The sequence below is a fragment of the Shinella sumterensis genome, assembly GCF_004514425.2.
In the GTDB taxonomy this organism is placed as follows: Bacteria; Pseudomonadota; Alphaproteobacteria; order Rhizobiales; family Rhizobiaceae; genus Shinella; species Shinella sumterensis.
The window spans coordinates 275,115-288,925 of record NZ_MYFN02000003.1 but is presented as its reverse complement, the minus strand read 5'-3'; the positions used below and the strand labels follow the sequence as shown (position 1 = coordinate 288,925).

Below are 13,811 nucleotides of genomic sequence, written 5' to 3'. Positions count from 1 at the left end.
CATGAGCGTACACACCGCCAAGCGCCGTTTGGCCCCCGCCGACATCAAGGCCCTGAAGGGTGAGCGCCCCATCGTCAGCCTGACCGCCTATACGACGCCGGTCGCCAAGCTCATGGACCAGCACGTCGACTTCATGCTGGTGGGCGACAGCCTCGGCATGGTGCTGTACGGGCTCGATTCCACCGTCGGCGTGACCCTGGAGATGATGATCGCCCATGGCCAGGCCGTCATGCGCGGTTCGTCGAACGCCTGTGTCGTGGTCGACCTGCCGTTCGGCTCCTACCAGCAGTCGAAGGAACAGGCCTTTGCCACGGCCGCCCGTGTTCTCAAGGAAACCGGCTGTTCCGCGATCAAGCTCGAAGGCGGTGCGGAGATGGCCGAGACGGTGCATTTCCTCACCCAGCGCGGCATTCCGGTGCTCGGCCATGTCGGCCTGATGCCGCAACTTATCAACACGACCGGCGGTTACCGTTCGCTTGGCCGCAACGACAAGGAAGTCGAGAAGATCCGCAAGGATGCGGCCGCCATCGATGATGCCGGCGCGTTCGCCATCGTCATCGAGGGCACGGTCGAGCCGCTGGCGCGCGAGATCACCGGCGCGGTCAAGGTGCCGACCATCGGCATCGGCGCATCGCCGGCCTGCGACGGCCAGGTCCTGGTGGTCGATGACGTGCTCGGCATCTTCACCGATTTCAAGCCGCGCTTCGTCAAGCATTTCGCCAATCTTGCGCCGCTGATGAGCGAGGCCTTCGCGACCTATGCGCAAGAGGTGAAGGCCCGAAGCTTCCCCGGTCCGGAGCATACGTTCCAGCTCAAGAAGGGCTGACCGCCGGTCTTTTTCGGCTCGACTATCGTTCAACGGCGTTCGTGCATCGCCGTTGAACGATCAATCCCGTTGAACGGATCATCAGCCATATTGGTTTGTGAGCGGGGCTTCGCTGCTCTATGGCTTGCAGATTCCCAAGAGAGCGGACTCATGACTCCCGAAACGAAAGAAGAATTCCGCGACGCCCTCCGTCGCGGCAGCGCGGTTGCCATCGCGGCCGCCCCGTTCGCCGTGCTGTTCGGCGCGGTCGCCGTCGACAATGGCCTGAGCATAGCCGAGGCGACCTTGATGAGCGCGACGCTCTATGCCGGCGCCAGCCAGCTGGTTGGCGTGGAGCTGTTCAACCATCATGTCGCGCCCTGGCTCGTCGTGCTGTCGATCTTCGCCGTGAATTTCCGGCACGTGCTCTATTCCGCCGCCATCGCCCCCCATATCCGCCACCTGACCTTCTGGGAAAAGGCGACATCGCTCTTCCTGCTGACCGATCCGCAATTCGCCGAAACCGAGCGGCGGGCGGACAGGGGCATCCGCGTCAGCTATCTCTGGCTGATGGTGCTGGGCCTCAGCGTCTACGTCCCGTGGCTGTTCCTGACCATTCTGGGAGCTTTCCTCGGCAACCTGATCGGCGATCCCAAGGCCATCGGCATCGATGTTCTGCTGCCGGTCTATTTCATGGGGCTGGTGCTGGGTTTCCGCAGCCGGGCGAACTGGCTGCCCGTGGTGCTGGCCTCCGGGGCGGGCTCCATCCTCGCCCTGCACTTCGTCGGTTCGCCCTGGCATGTCAGCCTCGGCGCTCTGGCGGGCATCATCGTGGCCGCGCTCCTGCCGCTCGATAACGCCGAAGCGCCGTCCGGCGACGTCGTCGAAGGGGAGGCGTGACATGGAAAGCCCGTTTCACACCCAGACGCTGCTTATCATCGCCGCGGGCGCCATCGCGACCTATCTCACGCGCGTCGGCGGCTATGTCTTCATCACGCGCATGAAACGCATTCCGCCGCGCGCGGAAGCGGCGCTCAACGCCGTGCCGGCCGCGGTCCTGACCACGCTGGTCGCGCCGGCCGCCATTACCGGCGGGTGGGACGTCAGCCTGACCATGGCGATCGCTTTCCTCGTCGGCCTTCGCCTGTCGCTGCTGCCGATGCTCGCCGTGTGCTGGATCGTGGTCATGGTGATCCGTCACCTCATCGTCTGATCGGGGCCGTCGCCTTTTCGAGCCAGGCTTTCGTCGCGTCGTCCGTGAGGAGCGGCGCGATCTTTTCCCGCGTCTGGTCATGATAGGCGTTGAGCCAGTCCAGTTCCTCGTCCGTCAGGAGTTGCGCGAGAACGAGCCTGTTGTCGATCGGGCAGAAGGTCAGCGTCTCGAACCCGAGCATGTCGATATCGCCGCCCGCGACGGGCGCGGCGGGCAGGACATGCACGAGGTTCTCGATGCGGATGCCGAAGGCGCCGGGACGATAGTAGCCCGGCTCGTTCGACAGGATCATGCCGGGCAGCAGCTCCTGCGTCGCAAGCCGCGAAATGCGCTGCGGACCTTCGTGCACCGAGAGGTAGGAGCCGACGCCGTGGCCGGTGCCGTGGGCGAAATCCGCGCCTGCCTTCCACAAGGCGATACGGGCGAGCGGATCGAGATCGCAGCCGCGCGTGCCCTTGGGAAAGCGGGCGAGGCTGATGGCGATCATGCCCTTCAATACCAGGGTGAAGAAGCGTTTCTGCTCCTCCGGCACGTCGCCGATGGCGACGGTGCGGGTGATATCCGTCGTGCCGTTGACATATTGCGCGCCCGAATCGATCAGGAACATCGTTCCGGCCTCGATTGCCGTGTCGCTGTCGGTGGTCACCCGATAGTGCATGATCGCGGCATGGGCGCCCGCGCCGGCAATGGTGTCGAAGGACACATCCTTCAGCGGGTTCTGGTGGCGCTCGCCCACCGTGCGGCGCGCCTCTTCCAGCCGTTTCGTCACGCTGATTTCCGTCTGCGAGCCGGGGGCGGTGCTGTCGAGCCAGGCAAGGAACTCCACCATGGCCGCGCCGTCCTGAAGGTGCGCGCGGGCGGAGCCCTGAAGCTCGACGGCGTTCTTGCAGGCGCGGGGCAGGCGGGCGGGATCCGCGGCTTCGACCAGCGTTCCCCCCTTGCTGCGCACGATCTCCGCCAGCGCGAAAGGCGCCTGGTCGGGATCGATCAGGATGCGCTTGCCAGCCGCCGCGAGCTTCGCGATCTCGCCGTCGAACTGCGAGGGCGGCAGGAGATCCGCCAGCTGCGTCAGGTAGGCCTCCGGCTCGATGCCCGTCTTGCGTTTGTCGAGGAAGAGCTGCGGGCGGCCTTCGGCGGGAATGATCGCGCGGGCGAGCGGGTGCGGCGTATGCGGCACATCGCTGCCGCGGATGTTGAAGATCCAGGCGATGGAGGAGGGGTCGGTGACGGCAAGCACGTCCGCTCCGGCCTTCGCCGTGGCCGCGGCCATCGTCACCAGCTTGTCCTTCGCGAGTTCTCCAGCATGGTCGATGTCCTGGATGACCACGCGGCCGAGCGGCTCGGCGGGGCGGCCGGTCCAGGCCCGGTCGAGAGGATTGTAGGGCAGGAACACGAGCTGGCCGCCAAGCTCTGCAAGGACCTTCTCCAGGCGGCGCACCTCGGCGCCGGTGTGAAGCCACGGATCGATCCCGAGACGGAAGCCCTTCGGCCCGTGGTTGCGCAGCCATAGATGCGGCGGTTCCCCGACAAGATCGCCGCCGGTGAAGACGGCGCCGTCGACCTGTTCGGCAAGTTGCGTGACATAGCGCCCGTCCACGAAGACGATCGCCTTGTCGCGCAGGACAAGCGCGATGCCGGCGGAGCCGGTGAACCCCGTCAGCCAGGAAAGCCGCTCGGCGGAGGCCGGAACGTACTCACCCTGATATTCATCGGCGCGCGGCACGAGGAAGCCGTCGATGCCGAGCGCATCGAAGGTGGCGCGCAGCGCGTCCACGCGCGCGCGGCCGAACTGGGGCGTGGAGGTGACGTCGAAACTCTGGAACATGGGGCTTCCGATGAGGCGTTGAATCGTGACCGGCAATCTATCCCATCGCCGGGTGGCGTCAAAGGCGGGGCGGTGGTTTCGCACGGGAGAGCGCGTAACTATGCGCTGCGTGCATGGCACCCATGCCCCATTAGCGCTGTCCAGTTTTTCGGAATCGTCTATAAGCGGCGCCAACGAAGCGAACACAAAACGCGCTTCAAGCGAAACGAAGTGAACTCCTCCTCCCACGCTTCGTATCGCGGAATAAATGCCGAAAGGCACAAAGCTAGGTGTTTCGATCAGGCGTCTTTCTGGTCACTCCTCCTCCCTCCTCCGGGAAGGCGTTCGGAACACGTAGGACCGCTTGAGCGCTCCTCCTCCTCAAGCTCGCGGTCTGGCCGGTTCGCCGGTCCAATAGGCGGTGCCTCTGGCACCGCCTTTTCTTTTGCCTGCTCATCAAAAACTTAAAGGGCGGGGAAATCCCCGCCCGCAATACCGTTCAGCGCCGGTTGTCGAGATGGATGGTGACCCAGCCTTCGCGCCATATCGTGCGCACATGGCGCAGGCCGAGGCTGTTATAGGCCGCCAGCACCTTCCAGCGCTGCGAGGCGAGGATGCCCGACAGGATGACGTCGCCGCCCGGTGCGAGCTGGGCGGCAAGCTGCGGGGCCATGCGCATCAGCGGCCGGGCGAGGATATTGGCGATGATGAGGTCGAAGGGACCGTGGCGGCCGAAGGCGGTGGAATGGAAGCCGGGTGCCGTTTCCAGCGCGATGCCCGAGGCGATGCCGTTGAGGCGAACGTTTTCGCGCGCAACACGGGTGGCGATCGGGTCGATATCGGTGGCCAGCACCGTGACGGGAGCGAGCTTGCGGGCGGCGATGGCGAGCACGCCGCTGCCGGTGCCGAGGTCCAGCACGCGCCTGACCGTACGTGCACGCATGACCTTGTGGATCACCTCCAGGCAGCCGGCCGTCGTTCCGTGATGTCCGGTGCCGAAAGCCTGGCCGGCATCGATCTCGATGGCGATTTCGCCGATACGCGCCGTGCCGCGGTCATGCGAGCCATGCACGACGAAGCGTCCGGCGCGAACCGGCTTCAGACCTTCCAGCGACTTGGCGATCCAGTCGATATCGGGCAGCTCCTCGCGTTGGATCCGAATTCCGGGGAAGTCGGCGGCGAGCAGGGCGGCGAACCGGTCGTACACCTCGGCCTCGTCGGGCCGGAAGACGTAGACGGACGCTTCCCAGATGTCGTTCTTCTCGTCGATCTCCATCGTCGCGATGGCGAAGCCCTCTTCCTCGAAGGCATCGCTCATCAGCGCGAGCGCGTGCTCCGCCTGCTTTTCGGTGGTGGAAATGTAGAGGCGGATTTCGCTCACGGCTCGTGGTCCCTGTTGTTTGCGGACCGCCTAGCATGTCCGAAAGTCCAGGGCAAAGGCCGAATGGTCATCGCGTGATGAGGTTGGCCAGCTTCTGCTCGGCGGTCTCGGCATTCTCGCCATAGGCGATGGTGCCGACGAACCGGCCTTTTGCGTCGAGCAGGAAGACCGAGGCCGTGTGATCCATGGTGTAGTCGCTGTCGGGCTTGGCCTCGTCGAGCGGCACCTTGCGGTAGTAGACGCGGAAGCCCTTGGCCATGTCCAGCACCTTCGACGGTTCGCCGGAAATGCCCGTGATGCGCTTCGAGACGTTGCCGACATACTGGCCGATCAGCTCGGGCGTATCGCGTTCGGGATCGATCGTCACGAAATAGGCCTGGAGCTTCGAGCCATCCGGATCGACCTTGCCGAGCCAGCCGTTCAGTTCGAACAGCGTCGTCGGGCAGACTTCCGGGCAATGGGTGAAGCCGAAGAACAGCGCCGTCGGCTTGCCGGTAAAGGCCTTTTCGGTGATCGGCGTGCCGTCCTGCGCGACAAGCTGGAAGGGAACGCCAAAGGGTTCGCCGGCGATCTGGTCCTTGGCCCGCGTCATCTCCAGCGTCAGCCAGCCGAGCAGGCCGGCGACGAGCGCGACGGCGATCCAGAGTACGAGACGCAGGGTTTTCATGGCAATCCTTCGAGAGGCGGTGTCGGCGCGTGTTCCCGCGCTTCTTAATCCCTAGCGCGGGGTCGCGCAAACGCGCCATTTGACGCAAGGGGAGACACCGGGTGCGGCTCGCGCAATCGTGATCAGAAGCACCAGGCCATGCCGGATTCGGCAAGGCTGAGCAGAATCGCCGGCCCGTGCTCGAGCCAGCCCGCGAACGCCGCCGTTGCCGCCATGATGCTGAGCCCCAGCGCGATCAGCACGGCGGGAAGGAGCGTATATCTGCGCGCGGTATCCTTCATGGGCGCAGTATAGGCCAAAAGAGGGCATTTTCCAACCACGCACCGTGCGCACGCCGGTCTCCACAGCCGGAAATACCGTTTCAGGCGACGTTCCTTTAGTCTTTGTTTAATCTCTCTTTGCCACTTTCGAGCAACGCGCAAAGGGCGGCAAATCCGCCGGACATGAGGTCCGCCGTGCGCCGGAGACGGCGAGCTGCGCAATTCAAACCGTTTCCTTGTCTCTGGAAAGAGGTCCATCCATGTCCAATGCCATCAAGCAGTCCGGCGCCTATCTCGAAATCGTCTCGTTCCATCTGGGCGAGCAGGAATTCTGCATCGACATCATGGCCATCCGCGAAATCCGCGGCTGGGCTCCGGTGACCCCGATGCCGCATACGCCGCCCTACGTTCTGGGCCTCATCAACCTGCGCGGCGCCGTCATTCCCGTGATCGACATGGCCTGCCGCCTCGGCATGAAGATGACGGAGCCCTCCGAGCGCTCGGCGATCATCGTCACCGATATCGCCGGCAAGCTGGTCGGCCTGCTCGTCGAGCAGGTATCCGACATGATGACCATCAAGAGCGAGGAGCTCCAGCCGGCGCCGGAAATCATTCCCGAGGCACAGCGTGCCTTCTGCCGCGGCATCGTTGCCCTGGAAAAGTCGATGGTCTGCTTCCTCAACCTCGATACTGTCATCGCGGACGAACTCGCCCAGGCCGCCTGAGGCGACGGGCAACACGCTGATTTTGCGCCCGGTGTCGCGTGTACTGCGCGCCGCCCGAAACATGAATTATCGTTCATGTCGGGATTTTCGCGAAACCCGGCAGGAACAATCGCGGCATGTTCCCATTCTCCCCCTGCATTTCAATCCAACAGTGGAGAATGAAAATGAACAAGACCGTAACCATCGCCCTTGCTTCGCTTCTCGCCGTTTCGCCGGTTGCCGGCATCGCGCATGCCCAGTCCGCCACGACGACCGAGACCATGACGACCGGCTCGATCTCCGCCGACAACGTGTCCGTCGTGACGCTGTCCTCGCTGGAAAACGACAGCTCGTCCAAGGGTGAATACGATCGCCTGAACGCCAAGGCCCAGGACGCCGCTGCTGTCGCCAAGACGCAGGACGAACTGCGCACCGATACGGCCCTGACGGACGTCCTCGTCTCGAAGAACGTTCAGCTTGAGAACGTGATCGACGTAACGACCGCAGCCAATGGCGGCAAGATCGTTTACGTCAAGTAAGCGGCTTCCACCGTTAAGAAAAAGCCCCGGTCACTGCAAGGTGCCGGGGTTTTTTTACGGCTTGCCGTTCGTCCAGGTGACGTTCTCACCGTAGAGCGGCACGGTCGATATCGACATCTTCGCCGATCCATCCGTCAGTTCGCGGGAATGGGCGAGATAGATCAGCGTGTCGTTCTTCTTGTCATAGACGCGTGTGACGATCAGCGATTTCCAGATCAGCGACAGGCCGGATTTGAACACTTCCTCGCCGCCGCGCGACAGGTCGATGTCGCCGATCGTGACCGGGCCCGTCTGGCGGCAGGCGATCGCGTTGTTGGACGGATCCTCGAACCAGTTCCCATTCTTCAGCCGGTCGATGACGCTGCGGTCGAAATAGGTGACATGGCAGGTGACGCCGGAAATCTTCGGATCGCTCACCGCATCGATGTAGATATCGTTGCCGATCCAGTCGACGCCGACCTTGCCGACGGTTTCTGCCGCCGCGGGCAGGGCGGCGAGCGTCAGGAGGCTGGCGGCGAGGACGGTGTGCAGGCGCGGCAGGGCGGATGACAGGGGCATGGCGGTCTCCATTGTTTCGCTGACACGTAAGGATAGCTGCCCGCCGCGCGCAAGTGGCGCGGTCAGGATTTTGCAGCGGCGATGGTTTCGCGCACGGCGCTCTCGTCGGTGATCGTCAGCTGATACTCACGATCCTTCTCGGTGCCGCCCATGCCGACATGCGGATTTCGGAAGACCATGCCGCTTGGAACCGTTGTGAGGGCGGCGAAATGCAGCTCGGTGAGGCCCGTCGCGTCCCGCACGGCGCGAATGTTTGCGGCGTCCAGCCCGCCGCAGCCCATGATGACGATCCGGCCTGCCGCCTGTTCTGCCGCTTGCTTCAGGATGGCAATGCCTTCTACGGCGGTATCGCGCTGTCCCGACGTCAGAACGCGGTCGACGCCGCAGCGCACGAGCGCTTCCAGCGCTTCACCGGCATCGGCCGTCATGTCGAAGGCGCGGTGACAGGTGACGGACATGGGGCGTGCAGCCTCGACCAATGCCTTGGTGCGTGCCTCGTCGATCCGCCCATCCGGCGTCAGGCAACCGATGACGACGCCCGATACGCCTTCGGTGCGAAGCGCCGTCACGTCCTCCAGCATGCTGGCGAACTCGGCCTCGGAATAGAGGAAATCGCCGCCGCGCGGGCGGATGATGACGTGGACCGGGATATGCCCGGCCTTCACGGCGGCGCGGATGGTGGCAAGGCTCGGCGTCAGGCCGCCTTCCAGCAGACTGGCGCAGAGTTCCACGCGGTCCGCGCCGGCGGCCTGGGCGGCAAGGAAGCCGTCTATGCCTTCGACGCACAGTTCGATGAGAGGCTTGGACATGACGGTTCTCCGCAATTGCTCAGGCTTCATGCCAGACGGTTTTGAGAAGCCGCAGCCAGTTTTCGCGGCACAGTTTCGCCAGGTCGTCTTCACCGTAGCCTGCCGATCGCAGGGCCTGGACGAGCGCCTGGTTTCCGGCAGCGTCGCCGATGGCGGAAGGAATGGTCGCGCCGTCGAAATCCGAACCGAGCGCCACGCAGTCGATGCCCATGCGCTCGACCATGTAGTCGATATGCCGCACCATGTCGGACAGCGGGGTGTCGGGGTTTTCGAGACCATCGGGCCGCAGCATGGTGGTGGCGTAGTTGAGCCCGGCGATGCCCTTGCGTTCGCGGATCGCGTCGAGCTGGCGGTCCGTCAGATTGCGCGAGATCGGCGTGAGGGCATGGGCGTTGGAATGGGTCGCCACCAGCGGCTGCGTGCTGACGCGCTCGACGTCCCAGAAGCCTTTTTCCGTGATGTGGGCAAGGTCGATCATGATGCCCATGCGGTCGCACGCCTTCACCAGCTCGATGCCTGCATGCGTCAGTCCGGGGGCGGTATCCGGCGAGGAGGGGAAGGCGAAGGGCACGCCATGGCCGAAGCGGTTGTGCCGGCTCCAGACGGGACCGAGCGAGCGCAGGCCGGCGGCGTAGAGCGTTTCCAGCGTCGACAGGTCCTCGGCGATCGGCTCGCAGCCTTCGATGTGGAGCACGGCGGCGAAGCGGCCGGCGGCCATGGCAGCGCGGATGTCGGCGGTGGAGCGGCAGATGGCAAGTGCGTCGGCGCCCTCCAGCCGGAAGGCGATGGCCGCCATCGACAGCGCCGTGTTCAGCGCCTCCGGCTGGTTCAGCGGGCCGACCATGCGGATATTGTAGTGGCCGTTCGCATCGAGCTCGCGCGGCGGGTAATCCTCGTTGGGCGGGATGAAGATGGCGCAGAGACCACCGGCAAGGCCGCCCTTGCGCGCACGCGGGCCATCGATATGGCCGAGTTTCGTTCCCTGCACGAATTCGGCAACCGGATCGGCGCCCGCTTTCGCGTTCTCCCACAGCCGCAGCAGAACGTCATTATGGCCGTCGAAGATCAGTTGCATGCGCCGCTCCTATGCTTGTCGCGCCGGTAGAGCCGATTCCGCCGAGGCCCGCAAGGACCGGCCGAAGGTCAGGCGGCAAAGACCGGCGTGCCGCCGATCCAGGTCGAGACCACGTTTACGCCATCATCGATGACGGCGAAATCGGCGTCGTGACCATGGGTCAGCCGCCCCTTGCGTCCCGTCATGCCGATGGCTTCGGCGGGATAGAGCGAGGCCATGCGCAGCGCTTCCTCCAGATCGATGCCGACCGTATCGTGCATGAAGCGGATGCAGGATGCCATGTCGATATCGGCCCCGGCCAGCGTGCCGTCGGCGAGCGTCAGGCGTCCGCCTTCGCGGAAGATCTCGCGGCCGTTGAGGAAGAAGCTCGTCATATCCGTGCCGAGCGGCGACATGGCGTCGGTGACCAGGAAGATGCGGCCGGGGCCGCGCTTGGCGCGCAGTGCCGCGCCGATCGATACGGGATGCACATGGTATCCATCCGCGATGAGACCGGCATTGATATGGCCGAGATCGAGAGCCGCACCCACCATGCCCGGCTCGCGGTTGCCGAGCTGGCTCATGGCGTTGAAAAGGTGCGTCGTCATCTGCGCGCCGGCCGTGACGGCGGCGGCCGCGGTGGCGTAGCCGCAATCGGAATGGCCGAGGCTGACGGTGACGCCGGCTGCGTGCAGGGCGGCGATCTGCTCGTTGGTGGCGTTCTCGGGCGCGAGCGTCATCAGCAGGGCATCGAGACCCGTGCGGGCCGCGATGGTGCGCGCAAGGTCTTCCTGTTCCATGGGCCGGATGAAGGCCGGGTCATGTGCGCCCTTGCGCGCGATGGAGAGATGCGGGCCCTCCAGGTGAAGGCCGAGAAAGCCGGGCACTGCTGCGGCCCGCGCCGCAAGGCCGGCGTCGATCGCGGCCGTCGTGACGGCGACGCTGTCGGTGATCAGCGTCGGCAGGAGGGCCGTGGTGCCGAAACGGGCGTGCGCCGCGCAGATGGTGCGGATGCCCTCGACATCGGGACGCTCGTTGAGCAGCACGCCGCCGCCGCCATTGACCTGCAGATCGACGAAGCCGGGAACGAGCGAAAGCCCGTCCATCGGTACGATGCGGGCTTCGGCCGGCACATCGCGGTACGACGCGATGGCGGCGATCCTGCCGTCCGAGATCAAAAGCGCGCTGTGCTCATGCCAGAGATCGCCATCGAAAATGCGGGCGCCGGTAATGGCGGTGAGCGCTGTCATCGGGTTTCCGTCACTTTCTTGAGGTTGACCGGCTTGTCGGGGTCGAGGCCCTTGCCGCGCGACCAGGCCTCCACGAAGCCGTAGAAGGGCACGATCAGCGCCAGCGCATCGGTGATCGGATGGCCGGTGGCGACAAAGGGCAGCATTCGCGCCGCCTTCGCGGTGTCCGAGGTCACGCAGGCATAGGCGCCCCGCTCGGCGAGGCCATCGGCCATGCCGGTGACGGAGGCTTCCGCAGCGTCGCGCGCGGCGAGCGCGATGACGGGAAACGAGGGGCCGACAAGTGCCACCGGCCCATGCACCACCTCTGCCGAGGAATAGGCTTCGGCATGCATGCCCGACGTTTCCTTGAACTTCAGCGCGGCCTCGCTGGCTATCGCCAGGCCGGGGCCGCGGCCGAGAACGTAGAGCGACTGGGCGTCCTTGAGGTCGCCGGCCAGGCCGGACCAGTCCAGCGCCACGGCCCTGGCGAAATGCTCCGGCAGGTCCTGAACGGCCCGGCCGAGCGCGGTGTCGCCCGTCCATTCGGCGAGCACGGCGAGGCCCGCGACGATGGAGTTCACATAGGACTTCGTCGCGGCGACGGAGAGTTCGGGACCGGCCGACAGATCGAGCGAGTGCGTACAGGCTTCAGCGAGCGGCGAGGGCAGGGTGTTGGTGAGCGCGATGGAGACCGCACCGCCCTTCGTGGCGCCATCGGCCATGGCGACGATATCGGGGCTCTTGCCAGACTGGGAAATGGCGATGGCCGCGCCGCCGGCCAGTTTCAGGCGTGCACCGTAGATCGAGGCGAGCGAGGGGCCGAGCGAGGCGACGGGGCGGCCGGCCGTCAGCTCGATGGCATATTTCAGGAAGAGGGCGGCGTGGTCGGACGAGCCGCGGGCGACGGTCACGAAAAACTGCGGGTCGCGTTCGCGCAAAGCCAGGCCGGCCGCTTTGATCGCGCCGGCCGATTGTGTCAGCACGCGGGCCGCGGCCTCGGGGATTTCGTTGATTTCTTTGCGCATATTGGTCTGCATGGACGTCTCTTTCAGGTAGGGCTCACGTGTCGGACAGCGTGAGCTCGGCGACGAAGTCATAGGCGTCGCCGCGATAGATGGAGCGGGTGAACTCGACCACCCGGCCGGTGCGAAGATAGGAAACACGCTCGATGGAGAGCCCCGCAGACCCGGGCGGCACGCCGAGGATGGACGCATCGGGATCCTTCATGTTGTAGGCGGAGATGCGCTGGACGGCGCGCACCGGCCGGCAGCCGCGCTTTTCCAGCGCCGCGTAAAGCGAATCCTGCACCTGCAACGGTTCCGGCAGGAACTCCGCGGAAATGCAGGCGCGTTCGATGGCGAGCGGCATGCTGTCGGCGATGCGCAGGCGGCCCAGTCGCGCGACGAGGGCGTCAGCCGGCAGGCCGAGCATCATCATCTCGTCGGGCGAGGGGTGGAAGAGGCCTCGGTCCAGCCATTCGGCGCGGGTGGTGAGGCCGCGCCGCGCCATGTCCTCGGTGAAGGAGGTGAGGCGCGAGAGGGACTGCTGCACCTTCGAGACCGGCTTGGCGACGAAGGTGCCGGAGCCGTGGCGGCGCACCAGAAGCCCGTCCTTGACGAGATCATCCACCGCCTTGCGCACGGTCACGCGGCTGACATTGGCATGGTCGGCCAGATCGCGCTCGGCGGGCAGGGCGTCGCCGTAGTTCAGCCGGCCGGAGGTGATCGCCTCTTCCAGCGTCTGACGCAGCTTCACATAGAGCGGGCCGGGCACGCCCGATTGCAGGCTGTTGGGCGGCAGGATGGCGGACAGCGGCGTCGTCATGCAGCCGCTCCCGTACGCTCCCGGTAGCCCTTGGCGGCGAGCGCCACCGCGCCCGTCAGGGCATCGGCCTCGGCCTCCATCAGGATCGCGCGGTGCCCGTGCGAGAGCCATTCGGGATAAAGCGGCGCAAGCCCGCCGAGCAGGCACAGGCGCGGTGCGCCGGCGAGCTTCATGATGGCGTCGAGGGCCTCGTTGACGGACGCGGCGGCCGCCTCGACGATCGCCAGCGCCTGGCGGTCGCCGCGGCGGGCATGGTCGAAAATCAGCGGCGCGAAACGGCCGAAATCGCCGGGCTTTGACAGGCGGGCGAACTCGACGATGCTGCGCGGATCGCCCTTGAATTCGTCCAGAACGGCGTCGGTCACGGTCGAGCGCGGATGCACGCCGTCATGGGCGAGCAGCGCTTCCTGCAGGAGGGCATGGCCGAGCCGCGCGCCGCCGCCGAGATCGCCGACCGTAAAGCCCCAGCCGCCGATGTAACGCACCGTGCCGTCCTTGCGGCCCATAAAGATGGAGCCGGTGCCGAGGATCGCCACCGCGCCGTCCTCGTCGCCGATCGCGCCTTGCAGGGCGACCAGGCCGTCCGAGTCGATGTCGGTATGCCGGAAGGGCAAGCGGTCGTGCACGTAGCGGGTAAGGTCGCCGACATTCGTGCCGGCAAGGCCGAGAAAGGCGGAGGCGCTGTTGATGCCGGCCTCGTCGAGCCCTGCATCGCGGTAGGCGGCCTTTGCCGCCTCGGTGATCGAGATGATCGCATTGTTGGGATCGGTGAGGATGTTGGCCGCGCCGCTCTTGCCGCGCCCCAGAACCATGCCATCAGGTGTGGCGACGGCTGCGCGGCAGCTGGTGCCTCCGCCATCGATGCCGAGAATGTAATGGGTCATGGCCACCTCCGGAGATGACGATACCAAAAAAATACCAATAACCAAGGGGTATGGTGGTATCGAAGTGTGACTTTCTC

16 protein-coding genes are annotated in these 13,811 nt (G+C 65.5%); 5 read left to right on the top strand and 11 right to left on the bottom strand.

The genetic code is table 11. The annotated features are described in order from the left end of the window. The first annotated feature begins 1 nt into the window (after position 1). From panB to B5M41_RS08435, 3 genes are all read left to right on the top strand, one after another. Entirely contained in the window at positions 2-826 is an 825-nt protein-coding gene (gene panB / locus B5M41_RS08445) for a 3-methyl-2-oxobutanoate hydroxymethyltransferase (protein ID WP_134649554.1), read from the top strand. Between the two features lie 150 nt (positions 827-976). Further along, the gene (locus tag B5M41_RS08440) at positions 977-1,705 is read left to right on the top strand and encodes an AzlC family ABC transporter permease (protein WP_134649553.1); all 729 of its coding nucleotides are present in this window, start codon (positions 977-979) and stop codon (positions 1,703-1,705) included. A 1-nt stretch (position 1,706) separates the two neighbouring features. Further along, positions 1,707-2,018, top strand: coding sequence for an AzlD family protein (locus tag B5M41_RS08435; RefSeq protein ID WP_134649552.1), 312 nt, complete (start codon positions 1,707-1,709; stop codon positions 2,016-2,018). On the opposite strand, the gene B5M41_RS08430 is transcribed toward B5M41_RS08435, so the two are convergent. From B5M41_RS08430 to B5M41_RS08415, 4 genes are all read right to left on the bottom strand, one after another. Continuing rightward, positions 2,008-3,843: an aminopeptidase P family protein gene (locus tag B5M41_RS08430; RefSeq protein ID WP_134649551.1), complete on the bottom strand. Its 1,836-nt coding sequence runs from the start codon at positions 3,841-3,843 to the stop codon at positions 2,008-2,010. The genes B5M41_RS08435 and B5M41_RS08430 overlap by 11 nt on opposite strands. Before the next feature lie 478 nt (positions 3,844-4,321). Beyond that, positions 4,322-5,203 (bottom strand): 50S ribosomal protein L11 methyltransferase, encoded by an 882-nt coding sequence (locus tag B5M41_RS08425; protein WP_134649550.1) that lies wholly within the window; start codon positions 5,201-5,203, stop codon positions 4,322-4,324. A 67-nt stretch (positions 5,204-5,270) separates the two neighbouring features. Then, a complete protein-coding gene (locus B5M41_RS08420) occupies positions 5,271-5,870 on the bottom strand; it encodes an SCO family protein (protein ID WP_134649549.1) in 600 nt (199 codons plus the stop codon). 122 nt (positions 5,871-5,992) lie between these two features. Further along, positions 5,993-6,169, bottom strand: coding sequence for a hypothetical protein (locus B5M41_RS08415; RefSeq protein ID WP_167719105.1), 177 nt, complete (start codon positions 6,167-6,169; stop codon positions 5,993-5,995). A 221-nt stretch (positions 6,170-6,390) separates the two neighbouring features. Here B5M41_RS08415 and B5M41_RS08410 point away from each other — a divergent pair, with 221 nt between their 5' ends. After that, positions 6,391-6,855 (top strand): chemotaxis protein CheW, encoded by a 465-nt coding sequence (locus tag B5M41_RS08410; protein ID WP_134649548.1) that lies wholly within the window; start codon positions 6,391-6,393, stop codon positions 6,853-6,855. A gap of 164 nt (positions 6,856-7,019) precedes the next feature. Continuing rightward, positions 7,020-7,373 (top strand): hypothetical protein, encoded by a 354-nt coding sequence (locus B5M41_RS08405; protein WP_134649547.1) that lies wholly within the window; start codon positions 7,020-7,022, stop codon positions 7,371-7,373. Between the two features lie 54 nt (positions 7,374-7,427). Here B5M41_RS08405 and B5M41_RS08400 read toward each other — a convergent pair whose 3' ends face one another. From B5M41_RS08400 to B5M41_RS08370, 7 genes are all read right to left on the bottom strand, one after another. Further along, the gene (locus B5M41_RS08400) at positions 7,428-7,931 is read right to left on the bottom strand and encodes a CreA family protein (RefSeq protein ID WP_134649546.1); all 504 of its coding nucleotides are present in this window, start codon (positions 7,929-7,931) and stop codon (positions 7,428-7,430) included. A gap of 62 nt (positions 7,932-7,993) precedes the next feature. Further along, on the bottom strand, positions 7,994-8,740 hold the full coding sequence (locus tag B5M41_RS08395; RefSeq protein WP_230640026.1) for a copper homeostasis protein CutC: 747 nt from the start codon (positions 8,738-8,740) through the stop codon (positions 7,994-7,996). 19 nt (positions 8,741-8,759) lie between these two features. Continuing rightward, complete coding sequence (locus B5M41_RS08390; protein ID WP_134649544.1) at positions 8,760-9,815, bottom strand: dipeptidase; 1,056 nt, start codon at positions 9,813-9,815, stop codon at positions 8,760-8,762. A 68-nt stretch (positions 9,816-9,883) separates the two neighbouring features. After that, positions 9,884-11,044: an N-acetylglucosamine-6-phosphate deacetylase gene (gene nagA, locus B5M41_RS08385; protein ID WP_134649543.1), complete on the bottom strand. Its 1,161-nt coding sequence runs from the start codon at positions 11,042-11,044 to the stop codon at positions 9,884-9,886. Further along, on the bottom strand, positions 11,041-12,063 hold the full coding sequence (locus B5M41_RS08380; RefSeq protein WP_134649542.1) for an SIS domain-containing protein: 1,023 nt from the start codon (positions 12,061-12,063) through the stop codon (positions 11,041-11,043). Before B5M41_RS08380 ends, nagA begins: the two co-directional genes overlap by 4 nt. A 22-nt stretch (positions 12,064-12,085) precedes the next feature. Then, positions 12,086-12,850, bottom strand: coding sequence for a GntR family transcriptional regulator (locus B5M41_RS08375; RefSeq protein ID WP_134649541.1), 765 nt, complete (start codon positions 12,848-12,850; stop codon positions 12,086-12,088). Continuing rightward, the gene (locus B5M41_RS08370; protein WP_134649540.1) at positions 12,847-13,734 is read right to left on the bottom strand and encodes a glucosamine kinase nucleotide-binding domain-containing protein; all 888 of its coding nucleotides are present in this window, start codon (positions 13,732-13,734) and stop codon (positions 12,847-12,849) included. Before B5M41_RS08370 ends, B5M41_RS08375 begins: the two co-directional genes overlap by 4 nt. Positions 13,735-13,811 lie beyond the last annotated feature (77 nt).